The sequence below is a fragment of the Luteibacter sp. genome, from assembly GCF_009912395.1.
Lineage (GTDB): Bacteria > Pseudomonadota > Gammaproteobacteria > Xanthomonadales > Rhodanobacteraceae > Luteibacter.
In genome coordinates this window covers 275,507-299,571 of record NZ_WNDO01000001.1, presented here as the reverse complement: position 1 = coordinate 299,571, position 24,065 = coordinate 275,507, and the positions used below count along the sequence as shown (strand labels likewise).

Here is a 24,065-nt window from a genome sequence, read left to right as displayed (position 1 = left end):
CAAGGCCCGGTCCGCCAAAGGCAACGAATTGCTTCGCCAGCGCGTGGTCGCGGCCCTTGAAGACCTCAAGGCCAAGGACATCCGCGAAATCGATGTCCGCGGCAAGACCTCCATCGCCGACATCCTGTTCATCGCCTCGGGCACCTCGGCCCGCCACGTGAAGTCCATCGCCGACGAGGTGGTGAAGTTCGCGAAGGAAGCCGGCGTCATGCCGCTGGGCGTGGAAGGCCAGGCCGAAGCCGAATGGGTGCTGGTCGACCTGGGCGACATCATCGTCCACGTCATGCTGCCCCGCATCCGCGAATTCTACGGACTCGAACGCCTCTGGACCGTCGGTGACGACGGTGCAGAAGCCGCCAACGACTGAGCGCCCGCCATGCGGGCCCGCCTCATCGCCGTCGGCGAACGCATGCCGGCCTGGGTGGCCGAAGGGTTCGCCGAGTACCGCAAGCGGCTGTCCCATGAGCTTCCGCTGGATCTGGTCGAGATCAAACCTGGCGTACGCGGCAAGGGCCGCGACGATGCCAGGGCCACCCTCGCCGCGCTTCCGCGTGATATCCACGTTGTCGCCCTCGACGGGCGCGGCAAGACCTGGTCCAGCGAAGACCTCGGGCGTCAGCTCGAGCAATGGCGGATGGGCGGTCGCGATCTCGCCTTCCTCATCGGCGGACCCGACGGTCACGCGCCGGACGTGCTGGCGCGCGCTGACCAGAGCTGGTCGCTCGGCCCGCTGACGCTGCCGCACATGCTGGTCCGGCTCGTGCTTGCCGAGCAGCTCTATCGCGCCACCACGCTCGTGGCGGGGCATCCCTACCATCGCGCCTGAAGGAATCTCCCGTGCTCTACCTGGCTTCGCAGTCCCCGCGCCGTCGTGAACTCCTTGGCCAGATCGGTACGGTATTCCGAACGCTCGACGTCGATGTCGAAGAGATACGCCGCGCCGACGAATCGCCGGACGACTACGTCGTGCGCGTCGCGCTGGACAAGGTGCGCGCCGGTTATGAACAGGTACGCGGCGAGGCCGATGCCACGGTGCTTTCCGCCGATACCGAAGTGATCCTGGGCGACGAGGTCTTCGGCAAGCCGCGCGACGCGGCCGACGCCGCGGCGATGCTGGAGCGCCTTTCCGGGCGCGAGCACCGCGTGGTCTCCGCCGTGTGGGTGAAGGGCGAGCGGGGCGAGGTCGCGGTGTCCACCGTGCGGTTCGCGACGCTCGCCGCGGCGGATATCCAGGCCTACGTGGATACCGGGGAATGCTTCGGCAAGGCGGGCGCCTATGCCATCCAGGGCAGGGCCGCGGCTTTCATCGCGCATCTGTCCGGCACCTATTCCGGTGTGATGGGATTACCGCTCCACGAAACTTACCGGCTCCTGCGGGGTCAGTGATATATCGTCCGCGCGCGGGCTATAAAGCGCTTGAATTTAAGGAAAAGGGGCGGCGGTGAGCGAGGAGATCCTGATCAATGTCACACCGCGTGAGACGCGTGTGGCGATTGTCGAGAACGGCATGCTGCAAGAGGTCCACGTCGAGCGGGCGCAGAAGCGCGGCTACGTGGGCAATGTATACAAGGGCCGTGTGCAGCGCGTCATGCCGGGCATGCAGGCGGTCTTCGTGGAGATCGGCCTGGAGCGCGCGGCGTTCCTTCACGCCTCCGATATCGTGCGTGCGCCCATCCAGGCGACGGACGCCGATGGCAAGAGCAATGGCCATGGGCCCGTGCCGCCCATCAGCGAGCTGGTGCACGAAGGCCAGGAAATCGTGGTCCAGGTAGTGAAGGACCCCATCGGCAGCAAGGGCGCGCGCCTGTCCACGCACCTGTCGATCCCATCGCGCTACCTCGTGCTGCTGCCGCATTCGCGAACGCTGGGCGTGTCGGTGCGCATCGAGGACGAGGCCGAGCGCCAGCGCCTGAAGGATGTCATCACGCCCCTCATCGGCGAGAACCCGCTGGGCTACATCGTGCGCACCAACGCCGAAGGTCAGTCGGAGGAGTCGCTTGCGTTCGACGTGACCTACCTGGGCAAGGTCTGGCGCGTGGTGCAGGAGAACATCGCGAAGGCCAAGCTGGGCGAGCGCGTGTACGAGGAATTGTCGCTGCCCTTGCGTTCGCTGCGCGATTCGCTCAATGAAGACATCGAGAAGGTGCGCGTGGATTCACGCGAAACCTACGAGAAAACCGTCAAATTCGTGCAGAAGTTCATGCCGGCGCTGTCCGATCGGATCGAACACTACTCCGGTGAACGACCCATCTTCGACCTGTACGGGGTCGAGGACGAGATCCAGCGAGCGCTGCGCAAGGAAGTGCCCTTGAAATCCGGCGGTTACCTGATCGTCGACCAGACCGAAGCGATGACCACCGTCGACGTCAATACGGGCGGCTACCTCGGTAGCCGTAATCTCGAAGAGACCGTGTACCGCACCAACCTGGAGGCGGCGCAGGCGGCCGCGCGCCAGTTGCGGCTGCGCAACCTGGGCGGCATCGTCATCATCGACTTCATCGACATGGTCGACGACGAGCACAAGCGCCAGGTGCTGCGCATGCTGGAAAAGGGCCTCCAGCGCGACCACGCGAAGACCACGGTCTATCCGATGTCCGCGCTAGGCCTCGTGGAAATGACGCGCAAGCGCACCACGGAAAGCCTCGAGCGCCAGCTGTGCGAGCCGTGTCCGTCGTGCAGCGGTCGCGGCACGCTGAAGACGGCGGAAACCGTCATCTATGAGATTTTCCGGGAGATCACGCGCGCCGTACGTCAGTTCAACGCGCAGAAGCTCCTTGTCATGGCCAGCCCGAAAGTGGTGGGCCGCATCCTCGAAGAGGAGTCGGCCGCGGTGGCCGAACTGGAAGAGTTCATCGCCAAGAGCATACGCTTCCAGGCTGAAGAGCATTACTCGCAGGAACAGTTCGATGTCGTACTTCTCTAAGCCCGGCGAGCGCCGCCGGACCATGGGCCGGTGAGCCAGGTCTGGCGCCATCGCGCACGACGCCTGCGGTTCTTCCTTTTGGGGCTGGTCGCGAGCGCGCTGGTCGCGCTCGCCATCGTGATGGCCTTGGGGCAGTTGCTGCTGCCCCTGGCGGCGCGGTATCCGGATCGCGTGGCCGCATTGCTCAGCGAAAAGCTGCACAAGCCGGTGCGTTTCGCTTCGCTGGAAGGTTTCTGGCGCCCCTCGGGGCCCTTGTTCGTGATGCGCGACGTGACCGTCGCAGGCAACGAGGGCGGCGACACACTGCACCTGCCGCAGGCCGCCGTGAAGCTCGACTTCGGCGCCTTCGTACTGCCGTCGCGTCATCTGCTCAACCTGCGCCTGCGCGATTTGCGACTGGGACTTCGCCGTGCGCCCGATGGGCGCTGGAGCATCGATGGCTTCGGTGCCGGTGGCAGCACGCAGAAAGTGTCCTTCGGCAATCTCTCGGCCGACCTGTGGCTGGGTAACCTGCGCCTGGATATCGCGGACGAGACCACGGGACGCGACTACGCACTCATCGCCGACCAGCTTCGCATCAGCCTGCAGGGCCAGTCCGTGCGTGTGGGCGGTTCGCTGCGTCGACAGAACGGCGGCGGCCTGCTCACGGCGGCCGGCCGATTCGCCGTCGATGGCTCGGATGGCAAGGTCTACGTCAACGGCAGCGACGTGGATTTCGCGGCGCTCACCTCAGATTTCGATATCGCGGGCTATTCGCTGGCCAACGGTCGCGGTCGCTTCGAGACGTGGCTCGACTGGCGCGACGCGCATGTGATCCGTGCCACCTCGCGGATCGATCTCGACAACCTCAAGGTACGCGGCCCATCGCGCACCGTCGCCACAGAGGGCCTGCATGGCATCATCGACCTGCATCGCAGTGCCGATGGACAACGCATCGACTGGGCGGGGCGCGATGGCAGTGACCTCGCCCTGTTGCTGAAGAACGATGGTGATCGCCATAGCGGGACGCTCGTCGCGCGCAAGCTCGATCTCGCGCCGCTGGCGCCGTGGGCGGGCGTGCTGCCGCAATTGTCGCCGTCGATCGCGCAGTGGCTCGGCCAAGGTCGTCCGCGCGGCAGGTTCGACGATGTGCGTGCCGACTGGAACGCCGATGACGGCCTGAAGTTCGCCCATGCGACCTTCTCCGACCTGGGCATCGATGCCAGTGGCAAGCTGCCCGGCCTGTCGTCGCTGAAGGGCGAGATCTTCGGTGACGCTGAGGCGCTCACGCTGAGCATCCCGCAGCAAGCCACCACGATCGACGCCACTGGCGTGTTTCGCAAGCCATTCGTCATGTCGTCGCTCGCGGGCGATGTGACGGTCTACCGTGACGACGACGATTGGCATATCGGCGTGGATCCGCTCGATTTCCATGGCGAAGGGTATGCCGGGCAGGCGCGCGGCGAATTCGTCGTGCCGCACGATGACACCGGTCCCTTCATGGACATGTACGTCGCGCTAGGCGAGGGCGAGGTACCGGCAGCCAAGTTGTTCTGGCCGATCCACTCGATGTCCGAAGGCACGCAGAACTGGCTCAATCGAGGCCTTGTGTCAGGACATATCGTGGGTGGTTCGGCCTTGATTCGCGGCAACCTGCGCGAGTTTCCTTTCCATGAGCACCAGGGCCATTTCGAGGCACGGGCGCTCATCGACGATACGGTGCTCGACTACGGTAACGGCTGGCCGCGAGCCGAAGGCATCACCGCTGTCGCCAGCTTCATCGACAACGGCATGTACATCGACGCCAGCGAGGGCCATTCGCTGGGCAACGCCGTCAGCAGCGCTACGGCAACGATCGCCGATTTCGGCGAAGGCATGCTCGACCTGCGTGTCAGTGGCGCGGGCACCGGTGGCAGCTTCCTCGACTTCGTGAAGAACAGTCCCGTCGCGGCCAGCAGCCGTGAGGCGCTGGACAAGATGAAGCTCGGCGGTACCGGCGAGTTCGGCTTCAACCTGCTCATGCCGCTCAAGGATGCGAAGGATTTCACGCTCGACGGCAAGGCGAACATCAAGGACGCCGACCTCGTCGCCAACGAGTGGAAGCTCAAGCTCGACAAGATCACCGGTCCCATGGCTTTCGATGGCAAGGGCTTCAAGGCGACCGGTTTGAAGACGGCGTTTCGCGGGCAGCCTGCCAATCTCGACCTCGCCATCGCCGGCGGCACGGGCGATCCATCGAAGATCGTGGACGCCTCGGTGACGGGTGCCTTCACCGTCGACGAACTGGTGTCCGGTTTCGACACCCTCAAATGGCTGGGCGATATCGCTAAGGGGCGTGGAAATTTCCGTGTGGGCTTTGCGCTGGCGCGTGCCGGCCAGGACGCCACCTCGCAAACGTTGACCGTGGATTCCGACCTGCGCGGCGTGGAACTGTTGATGCCGACGCCGGTGAAGAAGCCTGCCGCGATCCCCCAGCCACTCTCCGTCCGCATTGGCCTGCCCGTCGACGGCGCACGCCTGGATCTTTCGCTGGGCGACATCGTGCGTGGACGACTGCGCCTTCCCGACGACAAGAACAAGCTGCCACTCGCCGCCGCGTTCAACCTGGGCAATGTCGTGCCCACGACCTTGCCGCCGGAGGGATACCTGATCGGTGGCAAGGCCGCGCACCTCGATGTGTCCGGCTGGGTGCAATACGTGGTGGGCACGGCGTCGCAAGGCAGCGGACCGGGCTTGAACAACCTCGACCTGTTCACCGACGACGGCGAAGTGTTCGGACAACATTTTTCGAACATGCACCTCGTCGCGAAGCCCGGGCCGCAGGAACTGTCATTGCGCGTGGACAGCGACGGCATGACCGGCCAGATGACGGTGCCCAACGAGGACCTGCGTCGCCGCGGCATCACGGCCCGTATGGACAAGCTCTGGTGGCCCGCGGCGGACGACGCTGCGGATGCCGCGAAGAAGGGGCGCGCCGCTGCCGGCGCGGCCACGACGACAGCCGCTACCGTGGCGAAAGCGGAAGATCGCGTCATCGCATCCGCCTCATCGGCATCGTCGGCAGCAAAGAAATCATCGGACACGAACGACGCCGGCGTGGCGCCGTCCAGCCTGCCTCCCGTGCATCTTCATGTCAGCGATCTGCGCCTGGGCAAGGCGAAGCTCGGTGAGGCACGCCTCGAAACCTGGCCGACCGACGAAGGCATGCACATCGACCAGTTGCGCGCACAGTCGCGCAACGTGCAGATCACGGCCACGGGAGACTGGAACGGTGACGAGTTCCATAGTCACTCCCACCTCGCGATGGACTTCGCCTCCGAGGATGTCGCCCGCATGCTCGACGCGCTCGGCTTCGTGGGCATCTTCCAGGGCGGTCGAACCGAGGCGCGCCTCGACGCCACGTGGCCCGGTGGTCCATCGCAGCTGGCGCTGGCCAACGTGGACGGTACGCTGAAGATCGACATCACCAACGGCCGCATCCTCGAAGTGCAGCCCGGCGTGGGGCGCCTGTTCGGCCTGGTGTCGGTGTCCGAATTGCCGCGTCGCCTCGGTCTGGATTTCGGCGATGTGCTCGGCAAGGGCTTCGGCTTCGACTCGATCACGGGCGATTTCCGTTTCTCGGACGGCAACGCCATCACGCAGAACCTGAAGATCCGCGGCCCGGCTGCCGAGATATCCATCACGGGGCGTGCCGGCCTGCGCGCCCGCGACTACGACCAGCAACTGCTCGTGGTGCCCCACGTCGGCAATAGCCTGCCGGTGGTGGGAGCCTTCGCGGGTGGTCCGGTCGGCGCCGCGGCGGGCCTTGCCGTACAAGGCCTGCTGGGACGTGGCCTCAACCAGGCCGCGCGCAAGCGCTACCACATCACCGGCACCTGGGATAAACCGGTCATGACGCCGATGGACAAGGGCGAGCCCTCGACGGCCACGCCGGCACACTGACGTCATCTGCCGCGTTTATGGGGGGCGTCGCGGCGATCGTCGCTGGCGGCGCGCTTGTTTCGTTGTCGATAGTATCGTTTAACGTTATTATCGAGGCGCGTTATTACCATGATCCTGTCGTTCGGAGACGAGGACACGCGTCGCTTCTTTGAAAAGTGCCCCGTTGCTCGCTGGGAGCGAATCGAAAAAGTCGCCATGCGCAAGCTCTACATGGTCGAGCTCGCGGTGACGCTCGACGATCTGCGCGTGCCGCCAGGAAACCGGCTCAAACCCCTGAAAGGCGACTATGCAGGGCATTACAGCATTCGCATCAACGATCAGTTCCGCGTCTGTTTCATCTGGCGTGACGGGCATGCCCATGCCGTCCGTATCGTCGACTATCACTGAGGATCCGGCCCATGCGCAGGCTTCCCGTTCCCCATCCTGGGGAGATGCTCCTCGAAGAGTTCCTCAAGCCGCTCGGCATCAGTCAGTATCGATTGGCCAAGGCGATTGGCGTGCCCGCCCCGCGTATCGGCGAGATCATCGCCGGGCGTCGATCTGTGACGGCTGATACGGGTTTGCGGCTGTCCCGGTTCTTCGGCATGTCCGATGGCTTCTGGACGGGGCTGCAGCAGCACTACGATCAAGAGACCCTGAAACCGCAAATGGCCGAGGTCCTCGCCGCCATCGTGCCGTGGGCGGAGTTGTCGCGTACCTCGGCCTCGTCGAGGCCAAAGGGTGGCCCAGGGACTGCGAAACGCCGCCCGAAGGTTTAATCTGGCGGCTCATGGCCCCATGTAGGGCCTCTACCGTTCCCTTGCCGGCTGCCTTTGATGGATTCCCTGATCACCCTCGCCGAACGTCGCCTGCTCACCCCCGGTGGCCTCGCCGCCAACGACCTCGATCGTGTGTTCTCCCAGTTGATGGGGCCTTCGATCGACGTGGCCGACCTCTACTTCCAGCATTCGCGCAGCGAATCCTGGGTGTTGGAGGAGGGCATCGTGAAGGACGGCAACCACTCCATCGAACAGGGCGTGGGCGTGCGGGCCATCTCGGGCGAGAAGACCGGTTTCTCCTATTCCGACGAGATCGTGCTCCCGCAGCTGCTGGAGGCCTCGAAGGCGGCCCGGGCCATCGCCCAGGGCGGTGCCGGTGCCGGCAAGCCGCTGGCGCTCGCCACGGGCCGTGGGCTGTATCCGGCCATCGACCCGGTCGAAAGCCTGCCCAACGAGGAAAAGATCGCGCTGCTGCGCGAGGTCGACGCCTATGCCCGCTCGCGCGATCCGCGCGTGAAGCAGGTGGTCGTCAGCCTCGCGGCCACGCTGGATACCATCCTGGTCGCCGCGTCGGACGGCACGCTGGCGGCGGACGTTCGTCCGCTGGTCCGCCTCAACGTGCAGGTGATCGCGGAGCAGGGCGGCCGTCGCGAACAAGGCCATTCGGGTGGCGGCGGTCGTTATGGATATCGCGAACTCATCGAAAACGGACGCGCTCACGCGTTCGCCGAGGAAGCCGTGCGCCAGGCGCTGGTGAACCTCGAGGCCGTGGATGCGCCGGCCGGCAGCATGACCGTCGTGCTTGGCCCGGGCTGGCCCGGCGTGCTGTTGCACGAAGCGATCGGCCACGGCCTCGAAGGCGATTTCAACCGCAAGGGCAGCTCGGCGTTCGCGGGTCGTATCGGCCAGCGTGTGGCCGCCGAAGGCGTGACGGTCGTGGACGACGGCACCCTGCCGGGACGTCGTGGCTCGCTGAGCATCGACGACGAAGGCACGCCGACGGAGTGCACCACGCTGATCGAGAACGGTATCCTCAAGGGCTACATGCAGGACAAGCTCAACGCGCGACTGATGGGCGTGAAGTCCACGGGTAACGGCCGCCGCGAATCCTTCGCGCAGTTGCCGATGCCGCGCATGACCAACACCTACATGCTGGCCGGCAACCGCGAGCCGGAAGAAATCATCCGTTCGGTGAAGCGTGGTCTGTACGCGGTGAACTTCGGTGGCGGCCAGGTGGACATCACCAACGGCAAGTTCGTGTTCTCCGCCAGCGAGGCCTATCTCATCGAGGACGGCAAGGTCACGCGTCCGGTGAAGGGTGCGACGCTCGTCGGCTCGGGCCCGGAAGTGCTCACGCGCGTCTCGATGATCGGCAACGATCTCGCCCTCGACGAAGGCGTGGGCGTATGTGGCAAGGATGGTCAGAGTGTGCCGGTGGGCGTCGGTCAACCGACGCTGCGCGTCGATGGCATGACAGTCGGCGGTACGGCCGCCTGACGTCTTGACCAAAACTATCGATCCCTGCGCAATCACGAATCCCGTCACGAATTGCGAAACGAATCGCAAGATTCGTCGCAACTCCCTCCATTTAGTATTGTGACGATCATTTCGGGCGAGGATGATCCGGCGCGAAGACAGCGTACGGACGTCCAAACCTGTAGCGATGCAGGGCTCGTAAAGGCCGATGGCCAGGGCTTTGGCTGTTCCGCTCATGCGTTAGATGAAACATGCCAGTGACCCCGGTCACTGGCTGATGTCGTCTCCTGCCTGGGATGCGCTGTCCGACAGCGATCTTCAAACAGGGGACACATCCAATGAAGCGTTACCCCGAGTCACCTCAAGGCGTGAGGCGACGGAGGTTATCCTCCCTCGTCACGCTGACCCTGGTGGGCTTCACGATGTCGGCAAGCGCCGTCACCGTGGCACCATCGGATCGTCAGGACATCAACCTCGGCGCCCAGCCTTGGAAGTACACCAAGCAATCGATCGTCAATCCGAACGATCCCACCGTCTACGCACCGCTTCCCAATGGGGATGAAGGTGCTGCCGTCAATTTCGACGACAGCAAGTGGCTGACCGTCGGTCTGCCGCACGCGGCCAACGACTTCACCACCTTCATCAACCAGGAATCCGGCGGCGGCCAGGGTAGCCTGGACGGCGAGACGAGCTGGTATCGCACCAAGCTCGCCGATTCCGCGTCCTATCGCGGCAAGAAGGTGATGGTGGAATTCGAAGGCGCGCACACGGGCGACCGCGTGTACGTCAACGGGCGTTTCATTCCGGGTACCGGAGTGCTGAACCAGCCGGGCCAGCCGGATGCACAGGCCACGCACGTGATCGGCTTCCTGCCGCACATCGTGGACCTCACGCCGTATCTGAACTTCGACGGCAAGGATGTCCTCGCCGTGCAGGTCAGCCGTAGCGGCGGTGGTTTCTTCGAAGACCCCGGCTTCTCCGGCGCGTTCCGTTTCGGCCAGTCGGAAGCGGGTATCTTCCGTCCGGTAAAGCTGCACGTGACCAACCTCGTGCACATTCCCGAGAACGTGTACGCGGGCCAGAACACCTGGGGTACCTACGTCGCGACGCAGGCGCTGAGTCCCGATCATGCCTCGGCGACCATCCGCGTCCAGACCAACGTTGCCAACGAATCCGGCGTGGCGAAGACGGTGACCTTGATCACCCAGATCGTCGACGCCAACGGCAAGGAAGTCGCACGCGACCAGCAGGACAAGACGCTCGCACCGACCCAGCCGCAGAACGACAACGCCACGCCGATCTTCGATCAGACGCTGACGGTGTCCAACCCCACGCTGTGGTTCCCCAACGGCAGCCCCGACGGCAAGCCGTACCTCTACCGCGTGATCCACACCGTCAGCATTGACGGCCAGGTGGTCGATGCCAAGCAGAGCACGCTCGGTATCCGCGTCATCACGTGGGACAAGGACTTCCCGTACGTCAACGGCAAGAAGCAGTACCTCGTGGGCGGCTCCGGTCGCTACGACTATCCCGCGCTGGGATCGTCGGTGCCCGAGGAACAGCAGTGGCGCGATCTCAAGGACATGGCCGCGATGGGCGGCAACCTGTGGCGTCCCGGTCATTCGCCGTCGAGCCCGGAATTCGTCGAGGCCGCTGACGCGCTCGGCGTGTTCATCGTACAGCCCAGCGGCGACGGCGAAAACGGCTTTGCCAACCAGTGCAATCCTTCGGACAAGGATTACCAGCAGTGCAAGGACATGTGGACGATCAAGCGCGAGGTCCATCGTGACATCGTGATCCGCGATCGCAGCCACCCGTCCATCGTGGCGTGGGAACACGACAACGGCCAGATGGACACGCCGTTCGCACAGGAACTGCGTAACCTTGCCCGCAAGTGGGACAACGTCAGCCCCCGCGCTGCCGCGGATCGCACGCCGAACGACCAGAACGGCGACATCCTCAGCTGCTCGAAGGCCGGTTGCGAAACCCATCTGCACCAGGTCGACTATCCGAACAAGCCCGCCTGGGGCGCGGAGTACTGGGGTCCGGGCGGTTCGCGCAGCGCGTACGACACCGAGCTGGCATTCGCCCTGAACTATCTCGTGCCGTTCTCTCAGGCACGTGCGGTCAACACCTTCGGCATGGCGCAGTGGTATTACGCCGACACGCCGGGTGAAGTCATCGAGCAGGTCGATGGCCTCGAAGACGCGACGCACTGGGCCTACGGTCGCAATCCGGACGGCAGCATCGCGACGCATCCGGATGGCACCCCGGTCAAGGGCTTCCGCCACAACTCGCGCGGCAACAACGCGTCGATGACCGACGCGAACCGCTTCCCGCGCATGCTGTACTACATCTACGAATCGGTGTGGATGCCGTACACCGTGAAGCCGATGGTCAAGCTGGCCAACACCTGGAATCGCACCGGCGATATCAAGGTCGACGCGTTCAGCAACTGCCCGGCCGTTTGCCTCCTGATCAACGGTGTGCCGCAGGGCTCCGACCAGGTGCCGAACCGCTGGGATTCCATCGATACCGCTTCGTACGATGCCGAAAACGGCCCCGTGGACGAGAAGACCGGCAAGATCGTGGGTGTCGACAAGGCACAGCAGACCACGAAGCTTCCGGGCCAGGTCCACTGGAATGTGACCTGGCAGGCCGGTTCGGCTGTCGCCCAGTGCATTGACGGTGGCGTGGTCCGCACCGACGCCAACGGCAACCCGGTGCAGGACACCCTCTACACCGCCGGCCCCGCCGACCATATCGACCTGCAGGTCGTGAACACCAGCGACCCCATCCGCAAGCCGGACGGTACGGTGTTCCAGGTGACCGCCAACGGTTCCGACGCGGCGTTCATCGTCGCCCGCGTTCTCGATGCGCAGAACCACCTGGTGCCCGATGCCACGCAGAAGGTGAACTTCGATGTCACCAGTGGTGACTCGCTGGTGACCTACCAGGGCGGCACGCAGGCCTACGTCGACTACAGCGCGGGCGAGGTTCCCGATCCGAATGGTGGCATCGCCGAGCCGATGCATTACTACCATGCGCCGGGTTCGCACGAGCTTCAGTTCGAAGGCGGCTTGCAGAAGATCGCGTTGCGTACGAAGTTCGCTACCGGTGCCGTGCAGGTGACCGCCACCGCCAACGGCCTCAAGCCGGGCTCGGTGTCGTTCAACATCGCGCCCGTGCCGCAGGCCCCCACGGTCTCCGGTCCGCCGTCGATCATCGCCCAGCCCAACGACGATAGCGTCACCGTCGGCGATGTGGGCCACTTCTCCGTGACGGCCTCCGGCGCTCCGCCGCTGACCTTCACCTGGAAGAAGAACGGCGTTGAAATCCAGGGTGCCAACCAGGCGAGCTACACGACGCCTGCGACCATCCTCGACGACAACAACGCGAAGTACACCGTCGTCGTCCATGGCCAGGGTCCCGACCAGGAATCGACGCCGGCCACGTTGTCGGTCGCGGCGTTCCAGCAGGTGAACATCACGCAGGACCCGGTGTCGATCAATGTCGACCAGGGCCAGGTGGCGCACTTCACGGTGCGTGCATCGGGTTCGCCGACGCTGAAGTACCAGTGGATGAAGAACGGCCAGCCGATCGCGGATGCCAACGGCACCACGTACGACACGGCCGCGCTCAACGTCTCCGACAGCGGTAGCACCTACGCGGTCGTCGTCAGCAACTTCGGCAGCCAGATGGGCTCGAAGTCGGCACAGCTCACGGTCAACCCGGCACGTCCGCCGGCATTCACCGGCACGCTGCCCGACGTCCGCGCCAATCCGGGCCAGCCGGCCACGTTCGATGTCTCGACGCTGGTGGCCGGCACCTCGCCGTTCCACTACAAGTGGTCGCACAACGGCCAGGCCATCGGCGACGATCTGCCGACGCTGACGATCAACGGTGTCACCCAGAACGATGTCGGCACCTACTCGGTGTCCGTCACCAACGTCCTGGGCGATGGCGCTGTCGCGACGACCTCGGCCAAGCTGACGCTGGCTCCGCCGGGTGCGAACCTGGCCCGCCAGAAGCCGACCCAGTCCACGGCCGTCGAAAACCCCAACGGCACCGCCTCCTGGCAGGCCGTCGACGGTGACGAGACGACCCGCTGGGGCTCGAAGATCGGTGACAACGATGCCGCCCTCACGGTCGACCTCGGTGCGTCGCGCGTCTTCAACCGTGTCGTGATCAAGTGGGAAAACGCCCACGCGTCCGACTACAAGGTGCAGTACTCCGACTCCCCGGACACGGGCTTCCAGGATGCCATGCCGGAAGTCACCAACAGCCAGGGCGGTGTGGAGGACATGACGTTCCCGCATCCGGTCAAGGGCCGTTACGTCCGCATGCAGGGCGTCAAGCGCGCGACCGACTACGGTTACTCGATCTACGAGTTCGAGGTGTACAACTCGGTCACCACCGGCGACAACGGCGATCGTTACCAGCTCGTGCCGGGCACGATCGACGGCAAGCCGACCACCGACGTGCGCGACACGCTCAGTGGCCTGCAGTGGGATCGCATCCAGCGCGGCTTCACCGACCAGGGTGCGCAGTTCACGCAGTCGGTCGCGGTAGGTGAGTGCGCCAAGGACAACATGCGTCTGCCGACCCGTGACGAAGCGCTGGCCATCAGTGGCCAGAATGCCTCGACCTCGGCGTTCCCCGGTGCATGGACAACCTGGACCGATGGCCAGGACCCGACCGATGCCACGTTCGCCTACCAGGTGACGTCGCAGGGTGTGGTCAACCGCGTGGTCGCTGAAAACAACCCGAGCCATGTGCTCTGCGTGGCCGGTGCCAAGACGGTCGCTCCGGGTATCAGTGCCCAGCCGGCCAGCCAGACGGTCGGTGCGACGCGTGCGGCCAAGTTCGCGGTGACGGCCACGGGCGTGGCTCCGTTCACCTACGACTGGTACCGCGTGACCCAGGATGCCAACGGCCACGACGTCGAAACGTTCCAGTCCAGCACCTCGGACGGCACGTACACGACCAAGGCGCTGACGGCTGCCGACAACGGTGCACGTTTCCGCGTCAAGGTGACCAGCGCCCAGGGCCTGATCTCGGTCAGCAGCGATGCGATCGTCACGGTCGACAACTCGACCAACGGCGTGGATCCGATCTTCGGCACCACCCCGGACCAGCCGAACCAGCCCAACAACCCGAACCAGCCAGGCACCGGTACGCCGGGCGATGGCCAGGGCGGCACCAACATCGCCGTGCATGCGAAGGCCACCTCCAACGGCAACGAGAACGATGGTTATCTCGCGCCGGCCGGAGCGGTCGACGGTGACTTCACGACGCGTTGGGGTTCGAAGTTCCAGCCGGAAAGCTGGATCGAGCTCGACCTGGGTTCGCAGCAGATCTTCGACCACGTGATCCTGCGTTGGGAGAATGCCTACTCGACCCAGTACACGATCGAAGTGTCCAACGACGAAGCCACCTGGCAGTCGGTCAGCCCCCAGCCGTATGCCGGCCTCGGTGGCGTGGAGCGTCGTGACTTCGCCGCCCAGACGGCACGTTACGTCCGCATGCACAGCACCGCGCGCGCTACGAATTACGGCGTATCGTTGTGGGAGTTCGAGGTCTACGCAGCACCGCTGCCGAAGATCATCGGCGAACCGCAGTCGGCCGTCGTCACGGCCGGCCAGACGGCGACCTTCACGGTCGGTGTCCAGGCCAACGGCACGGTGGGTTACCAGTGGCGTCGCAACGCGGCTCCGATCCAGGGTGCAACGCAGGCGACCTTCAGCCTCACGGCAGGTACCGCCGATGCCGGTAGCTACGATGTCGTGGTGACCGACAACGCCGGTCGCTCCGTGACCAGCACCCCGGTCACGCTGACCGTAAACCCGGTCAAGCAGCCGCAGGGCACGCCGCCGGTGAGCAGCAACACCAACCTCGCCCTGCACCAGCCGATCACCGCGTCGGACGTCGAAAACCCGGTCGCCTTCAAGGCTGCCAACGCCAACGACGGCGACACCGGTACCCGTTGGTCCTCGGGCTTCACGAACGACCAGTGGATCAGCGTCGACCTCGGTGCGGTCAAGACCGTCAACAAGGTCGTGCTCACCTGGGAAAACGCCCACGCCACCGACTACCTGATCGAAGTCTCGATCGACGGTCAGAAGTGGAATACGGTGGACGAGAACCCGGCCAGCACCGGCGGTGTGGAAACGCGCAGCTTCGCGGCGGTGTCCGCTCGCTACGTGCGCATGCACGGCGTCAAGCGCAGCACGCAGTACGGTTACTCGTTGTGGGAAATGGAAGTCTATGGTCCGGATGACGGCAGCACCACGCCGCCTCCGCCGCCGCCCCCGCCGCAAGGTGGCAACGACCCGTCGCAGGGCTTCAACTACGACGTGTACCCGGGCTTCATCGGTGCTTCGCTGCTCAACAAGACCAACGGCAAGTGGCGTGACGACCAGATCTTCGTGGAAGTCATCGCCAAGGACGCGGCCAACAACGGCGTGTTCTCGTGGGTCAAGCCGGACGGCACCATCGTTGCGATGAACATCGCGGACAACACCGGTCCGGGCCACCTGACCAAGAACGGCGATACGTTCCCGAACTACGCGTTCACGCTTGCGCAGGCCAAACTGCTCAAGCTGCCGCCGCTGTTCTCGGGCCGCATCTTCGTCTCGGTCGGCGAACCGCTTTACATGAAGAATGTGCTGGGTGCCGACGGCGTCCTGGGCTTCGCGGGTCCCAACCCGCTAAACGGCACGGACCCCAACCTCAACATCCAGTACGACTGGTACGAGTTCACGTGGGGCGATAACGGCATCTGGATCAACACGACCCAGGTCGACCAGTTCTCCATCCCGCTGACCCTCGACCTGTACGGCGATGGCAAGACGAACCACCAGAAGGCCGGTATCACGGAAACCCGTGACCAGATCTTCACCGAGTACAACAAGGAAGTGCCCGCGGAGTTCCAGATCGCCAACCTCGGTCCGGACACCGTGCGCATCCTCGCCCCCGGCAAGGACGCGTTCGACGCAGGCAAGCCGCAGGCGCATTACTACGATGCGTACATCGACCAGATGTGGCAGTACTACGAAAACCACACGCTGAAGATGACCATTGGCCAGAAGGAGTTCGAAGGCGTGGTCGTGGATGGCGTGCTGACCTTCCAGCACACCAACTGGTCGACCTTCCACGAGCAGGACGAACCGGAAGGCATGCTGTTCAACGTAAGCAAGCCCTCCACCCAGGACGTGCTCGAAGGCAAGGGTAACCTCGCCAACTCCCACGATCCGTGGGGTGTGGAAGGCCAGCTCGAAGCCCAGCTGTGTGGCGCGTTCAACCGCCACGTGGTGGACGACGTGAGCAAGTGGAAGGACGACAGCCAGTACTATCTGCAGGCTCCGTCGAACTACTACTCGCGCTTCTGGCACGCGCACAGCATCGACGGCAAGGCCTATGGCTTCTCGTACGACGATGTCTCCGATCACAGCTCCTCGCTGATCGACGGACACCCGGAGCACCTGGAGTTCGGTATCGGCTGGTAAGTTGGTGATGTAGTGAAAACGAAAGAGGCGGTGGAGTAATCCACCGCCTCTTTTTTATGCGGATAGTCGCTGCGCGACTCGTGTGTTGAGCGGCGTTTGCCGCCTTGCGCTCGGACGTTGCGTTGAGCCCCGGGCGGGCAGGGTGCGAAACAGCAACGCAACCTGCAACTCCCCTCACGTCGTTCCAGCGCACGCTGAAACCAAGCGCGATGCGATGGGTTGTCGCGAGTGCGTTCCCTACGTAAAAGCCGATGCAGTGTCGTCGTGTTGCTGCTGAACCGAGGCGGTGGGTTCCGGCCTACGCCGGAACGACGAAGCGCGTCGTCGCACCGGCGCAGGCCGGTGCCCACGGCGATGCATCCGGTTATCGCATCCCGTTTTTTTTGTAGGAACGCGCTTGCGCGCGATCCCGCGCAGCGGGCCAGGTCATCGTCACCGTCTGATTGCGCCCTCACGTCGTTCCAGCGAACGCTGGAACCCAGCGCGATGCGATGGATTATCGCGACGACGCTACCTACGCAAAAGCCGATGCAGCGTCGTCGTGTTGCTGGTGAACCGAGGCGCTGGGTTCCTGCGTGCGCAGGAACGACGGTGAGGTAATTGGCGAGGTACGCGACCTGTAGGAGCGCGCTTGCGCGCGATGCCAGGTTGCCGCGAGCACCCATCGCGCGCAAGCGCGCTCCTACAAGGTCACCGTAACGTACGGAGAGCCGGCGCGCCCCGGCGGCGGCCCGACGGCTCCCCCAGCCACGCCCGAGCGCCGCGCGAGGCCGAAGGCGAGCCCAACCTACGAAGCGGCTGTACGGCGCAAGCCGTTAAAAACATGGGCTGCAAAGCAGCCAACCTTTTCAACAGCGACCGCGGATCACTCCGCCGCTTCCAGATCCTTCAAGATGCGATAGATCTCGCGAAACGCATGCAGCGGCTTGTTGGCCTCGCGCTCGGCCCGCGCCTGGCGCACCAGCGAGCGCAAATGCTGGCGGTCCAGATCGGGGTGACGATCGAACAGCTCGCCCAGCGCGGCATCGCCACCGTCCATCAGGCGCTCGCGAGCGGCCTCCAGACGATGCATGTGCGCGGCTTCCTGGCGCTGGCGGTCGCGATCCTCACCGAGAGCCGCACGAGCGTCCACGAAGGCCTCGTCGCCATGCTTGCGCATCTGCTTGGCGAGGTATGCCATCTGCCGCTTCCGCGCAATGTGTGCCGTGATCTTACGGGTACGGCCGATCTCGTCGATGATGTCTTCCGGCAGGTTCAGCTTGGGAATGCGGCTGGGCGGGAGGTCCATCAGCTGATGGGCCAGCTTCAGCACGTCCAGCGCGTTGCGCCGGCGCTCGCTACGGCTGGGACCGTAGTCTTCCTCGTCGTCCTGCGGCGGGCGTTCGTCGAAAGGCCTCATGCCTGCGTCTCCTGGTCGGCGTTGCGTTCGAAGGCGAAGCGCGGCTGCACGCGGCCTTCGTGCTCCACGGTTTCGGCGAACATCGCCGCGGGTCGCACCCACAGGCCATGCTCGCCATAAAGCGCCTGGTACACGACGTGCTCTTCCATTGTTTCGCTATGGCGGGCGACGCCAAGCACGCGATAGGGCATGCCCTTGAAGTGACGGTAATAGCCGACACGGATGCTCATACGGATTCCATGGCACCATGGGCGGTGCATTGCTTTTGATCGGGCGGCGCGCCCCCATCTGATTGGGTTGGGGCCGCGCAGGACCCGATATTGTAACCATGAGCCCCCGGGAAGCCCACGTGAGCCACGTTTCCACCCTCGACAACAGCCACCACGACCTCGACCGCCTCGCCAACCTGGCCGAGGACACCATCCGCCGGGCCAGGGCCGCGGGCGCCAGCCAGGCGGAAGTTTCCGCCAGCATCGATGTCGGCCTGAACGTGAACGTACGGCTGGGCGAGGTGGAGACGGTCGAGCACACTCGCGACCGCGGATTCTCGCTGACCGTCTATTTCGGCCAGCGCAAGGGCTCGGCCAGCACGGCCGACCTCAACCCGGACTCCATTCAGGCCACGATCGAGCAGGCCTGCGCCATCGCCCGCTTCACCGAGGAAGACCCCGCCGCCGGTCTGGCGGACGCCGACCGCATGGCCACGAGCTTCCCCGACCTGGATCTGTGGCACCCCTGGGACATCGACGTGGACGGCGCCATCGCGCTGGGCCGTGAGATCGAGGACGGTGGCCGGGCTATCGCGGGCATCACCAATTCCGACGGGTCCAGCGTCAACGCGGGCCAGAGCCTTTCGGTCTACGCCAATTCCCACGGGTTCGTCGGCCGTGAGCGTGGCACCCGGCACTCGCTGTCGGTAGCCCTGATCGCCGGCGAAGACGACGCGATGCAGCGCGACTACTGGTACGACACGGTACGCGACGCCAGCCGGTTCATGGATGCCGCGACGCTGGGCCGCAAGGCCGCGGAGCGGACCCTGTCGCGCCTGGATGCCCGTCGCCTGGGCACCCGCCAGTCGCCCGTCCTGTTCGCTCCCGAGGTCGCCCGCGGCCTGGTCGGGCACCTGCTCGGCGCCGTCAGCGGCGGCTCGCTGTATCGCCGTTCCAGCTTCCTGCTGGACCATGTCGGCAAGCAGATCCTGCCGTCGTGGTTCCGTATCGACGAGCGGCCGCTCATTCCGCGCGGCATGGGCTCGTCGGTATTCGACGCCGAGGGCGTGGCCACGGCGGATTCGTCGCTGGTGGTGGATGGCGTGCTCGAACGCTACGTGCTCGGCAGCTACTCCGCGCGCAAGCTCGGCCTGAAGAGCACCGGCAACGCCGGCGGCATCCACAACCTGATCCTCAAGACCGGCGACGACGATTTCGCGGGCATGCTGCGCCGCCTGGGCACGGGCCTGCTGGTGACCGAGGTGATGGGGCAGGGCGTATCCATTGTCACGGGCGACTATTCCCGCGGCGCGTCCGGTTTCTGGGTGGAAAACGGCGAAATCGCCTATCCGGTGGAAGAGATCACCATCGCGGCCAACCTGCGGGACATGTTCGCGAACCTGGTGGCGATCGGCGCCGACGTGGATCACCGCTCGCACGTGCTGACCGGGTCCTGGCTGGTCGAGAAGATGACCATCGCCGGCGAGTGACCTTCGGCCGGGTGCCGTAAGTCGCCTTGACAGGGGCCGTGGGCGCGACCGACATTACTTGCGAATGTCGCCCACGGAGTTCCCTGTCATGAGCACGCCGTCCGATCAGTACCCGCCGTCGCCGCCCCCGTCGCCCCCGCCCTACGAGACACCGCCGCCGGTGGGCCACAGCAACGACGACAAGAACCTTGCCATGCTGACGCATCTGTCGGGGATCATCCTCAGCGTGCTCGTGCCGTTGATCGTCTGGCTGATCCACAAGGATCGCAGCGACAAGGCCTACCTCGTCGCCGAGGCCAAGGAAGCCCTGAATTTCCAGATCACCGTGCTCATCGGCTACGTGATCTGCTGGGTGCTGACCATTATCGTCATCGGCGCATTCCTGTCGCCGTTGCTGTGGCTGGTCAACTTGGTGCTGTGCATCGTCGCGGCAGTGAAGGTCAGCTCCGACGGTACCTACCGCTATCCGTTCGCCCTGCGCCTGGTGAACTGATCGGCCGGGGGCCGGGGACGTTAGTGTCCCCGGCTCGCCGTGTAACGTGCCAGGGCGGCGAGCCATTCGCCGCGTTCGCCCAGTGGGGCGATGGCCTCGAGGGCCGTGTCGATCAGTTCGCGGAGCCGGGCGCGTGATGCGTCCATGCCGATGATCGACGGGAAGGTCGGCTTGTCCGCTGCCGCATCTTTGCCGGCAGTCTTGCCGATGACGGCGGATTCGCCCTCGATATCGAGGATGTCGTCGCGGACCTGGAACGCCAGGCCCACCGCGTGACCGTAGCGCTCCAGGCGCTCCAGGATCGCGTCGTCCTTGCAGCCCGCCGCCAGCGCGCCGAGCTTGATGGAGGCCCGGATCAGCGCGCCTGTCTTGTAGGCGTGCATGCGCTCCAGATCCGCCAGTTCGAGCTTGCGGCCCACGGCCGACAGATCAAATGCCTGGCCACCGGCCATGCCCTCGGCGCCGCAGGCGGTGCCCAGCACGCGCAGCATCGCGACTCGGGCCTGGGCGTCGTCGCCTTCGGGCGAGCAGGCCAGGATCTCGAAGGCGAGCGCCTGGAGGGCGTCGCCGGCGAGGATCGCCATGGCTTCGCCGAAGACGATGTGGCAGGTGGGGCGCCCACGACGCAGGTCGTCGTCGTCCATTGCCGGCAGGTCGTCATGCACGAGCGAATAGGCGTGGATGATTTCGACGGCGCAGGCAGGCGCATCGAGGATGGGACCGTCGCAGCCCAGCGCGTGGCCTGCGGCGTACACCAGCAACGGGCGCAGGCGCTTGCCCGGGCCAAGACCGGCATACCGCATGGCGCGGTGGAGTTCGACGGGAGGGATGTCTTCGCCGGGGAGGGCGCGCGCTAGCGCGTCGTCGGCCCTGGCGACCAGCGCCTTCAGGGGCGCCGGCAGCTCATTCGGTGCGGGAGTCAAAGGGCGTGGCGCTGTCGGGGGATGCGGGGTCGAGCAGCAGGCGTACGCGCAGTTCGGCCTGTTCCAGCGCCGTCTGGCATTGCCGGTAGAGCCCGATGCCACGCTCGAACGACTTCAGCGACTCGTCGAGGCTGAGGTCTCCGCCCTCCATGCGCGTGACCAGTTGCTCGAGCTCGTCGAGCGAATGCTCGAACTCGGCGATGGACGAGGTGGGCGCAGGGGTGTCGGATGACTTCGGCATAGCGGCAAAATTAGCTCACATGGCGTTTCCGATCAATCGCCACCACCTTGCATGGGTGCCTGTTTTGCGGCGTATCTCACTGATGGCGATGGGATCTTTCCCTTCTTCGACCATCACGGGGCAAACGTCCTAGCGACCCTCGCCGGGGCGGTCCTATCCTCGGATAGCGTTTCCCCACACGACGGTGACCCATGCGCCTGAAAAAGATCCTGCCGATCCTGCTGTTATTGCCTGTCGCGTCCATGGCGTACGGCGAGACCACGAATTCCGCGAAGGTCGATGTGCTGGTGAAAAGCGATCATTCGTGGAATGGCATTCCCTACCAGGCCTATCCCTCGGGGCGGCCCGAGCTGACCGTCCTGAAGTTCCATATTCCGGCGCATACGGCGTTGCCGTGGCATACGCATCCGATCCCCAATGCCGGCTATGTGCTGTCCGGCGAAATCACGGTCGAGGACCAAGCCACGGGCAAGAAGCAGACCTATACCGCGGGTCAGGCGTTCACCGAGTCCGTGGGCTCCGTACATCGCGGCGTGACCGGCGACCAGCCGGTGGAGTTGATCGTCACGTATTCGGGAACGGCGGGTACACCGACCTTCGTCGCCGAGAAGGGCCAGAAGCCCGAGTACTGATCGCTCAGCCCGGCTGGTCGTACCGTCGCCAGACTGGGCGGCCACCTGCGACGTCGAACAATGCCAGGGCCTCATCCGTGAGCCAGCGGTCGGCGACGGCGAGGACGCGGTCGTCCGCATCGACCACGATGGGCATGCACGGCCGCTCCCACGGTGGCACGCCGTCGCGCTGGAACAGGTCGCGCAGTTCGCGGGTGTGCCGGTCGCCGACTGGGCGGAGGGTTTCGCCGCCGTGTCGATAGCGGACCGTCAGCGCATGAGGGAGGCGCCCGTGGGTAAGCGCAAGACGCCCGCCACCGGGAAGATCCAGCGCCTCACCTCGCCATGGCGCGGTCCAGGCCTGGGAGAAAGAGCGCGGGCGTCGTAGCGCCCACAGCCGCCCACGCCACATCCGCACCTCGGTGCCCTGCCAGCCGACGATGGGCAGGCGGCCGATCGAGGCTTCGCCGACCTGTCGTTCCAACGCGTCGCGTTGCGCGGTGGTGGGCGCTTCGAGCCCGGCGTCGTGCAGCCAGCGATCCAGGGCCGGTGCGCGTCGGGCGGGAGGCAGGGCCAGCCAGGCGGCCGCGTCGAGACTGCCATCGGCTGCCTTCAGCGAGGCGAGATCGACGGCCCAGGCCTCTTCGAGGGTGTCCGCCGCCTCACGGCAGAGTCGTGCGCTGTGCACGATGCTGCGCGCGGCCTGTGGCCAGAGCGAAGCCAGCGCGGGCATCACGCTGGACCGCAGGTAGGCGCGGGCGACACGCGGATCGTCATTGGAGGGGTCGTGCACGGTGTCCAGCGCATGGCTGGCGACGTGGGCGAGCAGCGCCTGCCTGGGCAGGTCCAGCAGCGGGCGCCACTGTTCCCCCGCACCGAGCGGGCGTAACTCGCGCATACCGCCCAGCCCTTCCGGGCCCGCACCACGCAGCAGCTTGAGCAGCACAGTTTCGACCTGGTCGTCGCGGTGATGGGCCAGCACAAGGCGTTCGCCGGGTGCCAGTTCGGCGACGAACGCGGCGCGGCGCGCGTGACGCGCGGCAGCCTCCATGCCTTCGCCCGTGGTGAGATCCACGGCGACACGGCGCACCGCGAGCGGCACGCCCAGCGATTCGCAGAATCGGCGGCAATGCATTGCCCACAGTCCGCTCTCGGCATGCAGGCCGTGATCGATATGGATCGCGCGCAGCGTCGGTCGCGACGGTAGCGTCGCCAGGGCGTGGAGCAACGCCGTGGAATCGGGACCGCCGCTGTAGGCCACCACCAGCGGAATGGCCGCCACGCCGTCGAGCCGGGCGATGAGATGGGCGGATAACGTACGACTCATTTGCCCTTGGCGCGCTGGCGGATGTAAAGGTGCTTGGCATTGCCGAACTGGCGCTCTTCCACGTCGAACAGGCCGATGCCGCTGATCAGGCCACTGAGCTTGGCATAGCCGTAGTTGCGCGAATCGAAATCAGGCGAGCGCTTGCTGAGGATGCTGCCGACGCCGCCGAGCGCCGCCCAGCCGTGCTCATCCGAGGCGGCGCCGATCGCGTTGCGCAGCAGGTTCATCAGGCGGGAATCGCCACGCAGTTCGTTCGCCGTGCGTGGCGCCGGCATCGCCTCGTCTTCATCCTCCTCCGTGCCAACGAGCACTTCGGTGTAGATGAACTTGTCGCAAGCAGAAACGAAGGGCTTGGGTGTCTTGGTCTCGCCGAAGCCGTAGACCATCAATCCGGCTTCGCGAATGCGCGAGGCGAGGCGCGTGAAGTCGCTGTCGCTGGAGACGATGCAGAAGCCGTCGAAGCGTTCCGAATACAGCAGGTCCATCGCGTCGATGATCATCGCCGAATCGGTGGCGTTCTTGCCCGAGGTATAGGCGAACTGCTGGATCGGCTGGATGGAATGGTTGAGCAGCGCGCTCTTCCAGCCATTGAGATTGGGTCCGGTCCAGTCGCCATAGATGCGCTTGACGTGGGCGGTGCCGTACTTGGCGATTTCGGCGAGAAGTCCATCGACGATCGCGGGACGCGCGTTGTCGGCATCGATCAGCACGGCGAGCTTGTCGGTGACGTCGGTGGCCATGGCCGGCTCCACAGGATGGGATGCGGCGATGGTACAGGCAGAGGCG

At 65.3% G+C, this 24,065-nt stretch carries 18 protein-coding genes; 12 read left to right on the top strand and 6 right to left on the bottom strand.

Annotated elements, in window-relative coordinates:
* Positions 1–28: 28 nt before the first annotated feature.
* The 9 genes from rsfS (at position 29) to GAK28_RS01510 (ending at position 16,586) form a co-directional block, all read left to right on the top strand.
* Positions 29–367, top strand: a complete 339-nt coding sequence (gene rsfS, locus GAK28_RS01550; RefSeq protein WP_291774493.1) for a ribosome silencing factor — start codon at positions 29–31, stop codon at positions 365–367.
* A gap of 9 nt (positions 368–376) precedes the next feature.
* On the top strand, positions 377–826 hold the full coding sequence (gene rlmH / locus GAK28_RS01545; RefSeq protein WP_291774069.1) for a 23S rRNA (pseudouridine(1915)-N(3))-methyltransferase RlmH: 450 nt from the start codon (positions 377–379) through the stop codon (positions 824–826).
* Positions 827–837: 11 nt separating this feature from the next.
* Complete coding sequence (locus GAK28_RS01540; RefSeq protein WP_291774066.1) at positions 838–1,386, top strand: Maf family protein; 549 nt, start codon at positions 838–840, stop codon at positions 1,384–1,386.
* Positions 1,387–1,441: 55 nt separating this feature from the next.
* Entirely contained in the window at positions 1,442–2,923 is a 1,482-nt protein-coding gene (gene rng / locus GAK28_RS01535; RefSeq protein ID WP_291774065.1) for a ribonuclease G, read from the top strand.
* Between the two features lie 30 nt (positions 2,924–2,953).
* Positions 2,954–6,844, top strand: a complete 3,891-nt coding sequence (locus GAK28_RS01530; RefSeq protein WP_291774062.1) for a YhdP family protein — start codon at positions 2,954–2,956, stop codon at positions 6,842–6,844.
* Positions 6,845–6,952: 108 nt separating this feature from the next.
* Positions 6,953–7,231 carry a type II toxin-antitoxin system RelE/ParE family toxin gene (locus GAK28_RS01525; RefSeq protein WP_291774060.1) on the top strand — a complete coding sequence of 93 codons (279 nt, stop codon included), beginning with the start codon at positions 6,953–6,955 and terminating at the stop codon, positions 7,229–7,231.
* A gap of 11 nt (positions 7,232–7,242) precedes the next feature.
* Positions 7,243–7,602 carry a HigA family addiction module antitoxin gene (locus GAK28_RS01520; protein WP_291774058.1) on the top strand — a complete coding sequence of 120 codons (360 nt, stop codon included), beginning with the start codon at positions 7,243–7,245 and terminating at the stop codon, positions 7,600–7,602.
* 54 nt (positions 7,603–7,656) lie between these two features.
* Positions 7,657–9,099, top strand: coding sequence for a metalloprotease TldD (gene tldD / locus GAK28_RS01515; protein ID WP_291774056.1), 1,443 nt, complete (start codon positions 7,657–7,659; stop codon positions 9,097–9,099).
* A gap of 317 nt (positions 9,100–9,416) precedes the next feature.
* Positions 9,417–16,586, top strand: a complete 7,170-nt coding sequence (locus tag GAK28_RS01510; RefSeq protein ID WP_291774054.1) for a beta-1,3-glucanase family protein — start codon at positions 9,417–9,419, stop codon at positions 16,584–16,586.
* A gap of 865 nt (positions 16,587–17,451) precedes the next feature.
* Here GAK28_RS01510 and yjgA read toward each other — a convergent pair.
* Together yjgA and GAK28_RS01500 are read right to left on the bottom strand one after the other, a co-directional pair.
* Entirely contained in the window at positions 17,452–17,985 is a 534-nt protein-coding gene (gene yjgA / locus GAK28_RS01505) for a ribosome biogenesis factor YjgA (RefSeq protein WP_291774052.1), read from the bottom strand.
* Complete coding sequence (locus GAK28_RS01500; RefSeq protein ID WP_291774050.1) at positions 17,982–18,215, bottom strand: DUF1653 domain-containing protein; 234 nt, start codon at positions 18,213–18,215, stop codon at positions 17,982–17,984. Before GAK28_RS01500 ends, yjgA begins: the two co-directional genes overlap by 4 nt.
* A gap of 119 nt (positions 18,216–18,334) precedes the next feature.
* On the opposite strand from GAK28_RS01500, the gene pmbA reads away from it, so the two are divergent.
* Together pmbA and GAK28_RS01490 are read left to right on the top strand one after the other, a co-directional pair.
* Positions 18,335–19,684: a metalloprotease PmbA gene (pmbA, locus tag GAK28_RS01495; RefSeq protein WP_291774047.1), complete on the top strand. Its 1,350-nt coding sequence runs from the start codon at positions 18,335–18,337 to the stop codon at positions 19,682–19,684.
* Positions 19,685–19,772: 88 nt separating this feature from the next.
* Positions 19,773–20,177 carry a DUF4870 domain-containing protein gene (locus GAK28_RS01490; RefSeq protein ID WP_343161814.1) on the top strand — a complete coding sequence of 135 codons (405 nt, stop codon included), beginning with the start codon at positions 19,773–19,775 and terminating at the stop codon, positions 20,175–20,177.
* Positions 20,178–20,197: 20 nt separating this feature from the next.
* On the opposite strand, the gene ispA is transcribed toward GAK28_RS01490, so the two are convergent.
* The gene (gene ispA, locus GAK28_RS01485) at positions 20,198–21,100 is read right to left on the bottom strand and encodes a (2E,6E)-farnesyl diphosphate synthase (RefSeq protein ID WP_291774045.1); all 903 of its coding nucleotides are present in this window, start codon (positions 21,098–21,100) and stop codon (positions 20,198–20,200) included.
* Complete coding sequence (locus tag GAK28_RS01480) at positions 21,081–21,341, bottom strand: exodeoxyribonuclease VII small subunit (protein WP_291774043.1); 261 nt, start codon at positions 21,339–21,341, stop codon at positions 21,081–21,083. Before GAK28_RS01480 ends, ispA begins: the two co-directional genes overlap by 20 nt.
* Positions 21,342–21,532: 191 nt before the next feature.
* Between GAK28_RS01480 and GAK28_RS01475 the strand changes: the two genes are divergently transcribed.
* Entirely contained in the window at positions 21,533–21,973 is a 441-nt protein-coding gene (locus GAK28_RS01475; protein ID WP_291774041.1) for a cupin domain-containing protein, read from the top strand.
* Positions 21,974–21,977: 4 nt separating this feature from the next.
* Here GAK28_RS01475 and tilS read toward each other — a convergent pair whose 3' ends face one another.
* Both tilS and GAK28_RS01465 read right to left on the bottom strand, forming a co-directional pair.
* Positions 21,978–23,279, bottom strand: a complete 1,302-nt coding sequence (tilS, locus tag GAK28_RS01470) for a tRNA lysidine(34) synthetase TilS (RefSeq protein WP_291774039.1) — start codon at positions 23,277–23,279, stop codon at positions 21,978–21,980.
* On the bottom strand, positions 23,276–24,019 hold the full coding sequence (locus tag GAK28_RS01465; RefSeq protein ID WP_291774036.1) for an NYN domain-containing protein: 744 nt from the start codon (positions 24,017–24,019) through the stop codon (positions 23,276–23,278). Before GAK28_RS01465 ends, tilS begins: the two co-directional genes overlap by 4 nt.
* Positions 24,020–24,065: the final 46 nt, after the last annotated feature.

Bases quoted from the DNA above. Each gene is read 5' to 3' on its own strand.
- rlmH (WP_291774069.1), top strand. From the start codon at position 377: ATGCGGGCCCGCCTCATCGCCGTCGGCGAACGCATGCCGGCCTGGGTG.
- GAK28_RS01525 (WP_291774060.1), top strand. From the start codon at position 6,953: ATGATCCTGTCGTTCGGAGACGAGGACACGCGTCGCTTCTTTGAAAAG.
- GAK28_RS01520 (WP_291774058.1), top strand. From the start codon at position 7,243: ATGCGCAGGCTTCCCGTTCCCCATCCTGGGGAGATGCTCCTCGAAGAG.
- GAK28_RS01510 (WP_291774054.1), top strand. From the start codon at position 9,417: ATGAAGCGTTACCCCGAGTCACCTCAAGGCGTGAGGCGACGGAGGTTA.
- yjgA (WP_291774052.1), bottom strand. From the start codon at position 17,985: ATGAGGCCTTTCGACGAACGCCCGCCGCAGGACGACGAGGAAGACTAC.
- GAK28_RS01500 (WP_291774050.1), bottom strand. From the start codon at position 18,215: ATGAGCATCCGTGTCGGCTATTACCGTCACTTCAAGGGCATGCCCTAT.
- GAK28_RS01490 (WP_343161814.1), top strand. From the start codon at position 19,773: ATGAGCACGCCGTCCGATCAGTACCCGCCGTCGCCGCCCCCGTCGCCC.
- GAK28_RS01480 (WP_291774043.1), bottom strand. From the start codon at position 21,341: ATGCCGAAGTCATCCGACACCCCTGCGCCCACCTCGTCCATCGCCGAG.
- GAK28_RS01475 (WP_291774041.1), top strand. From the start codon at position 21,533: ATGCGCCTGAAAAAGATCCTGCCGATCCTGCTGTTATTGCCTGTCGCG.
- tilS (WP_291774039.1), bottom strand. From the start codon at position 23,279: ATGAGTCGTACGTTATCCGCCCATCTCATCGCCCGGCTCGACGGCGTG.
- GAK28_RS01465 (WP_291774036.1), bottom strand. From the start codon at position 24,019: ATGGCCACCGACGTCACCGACAAGCTCGCCGTGCTGATCGATGCCGAC.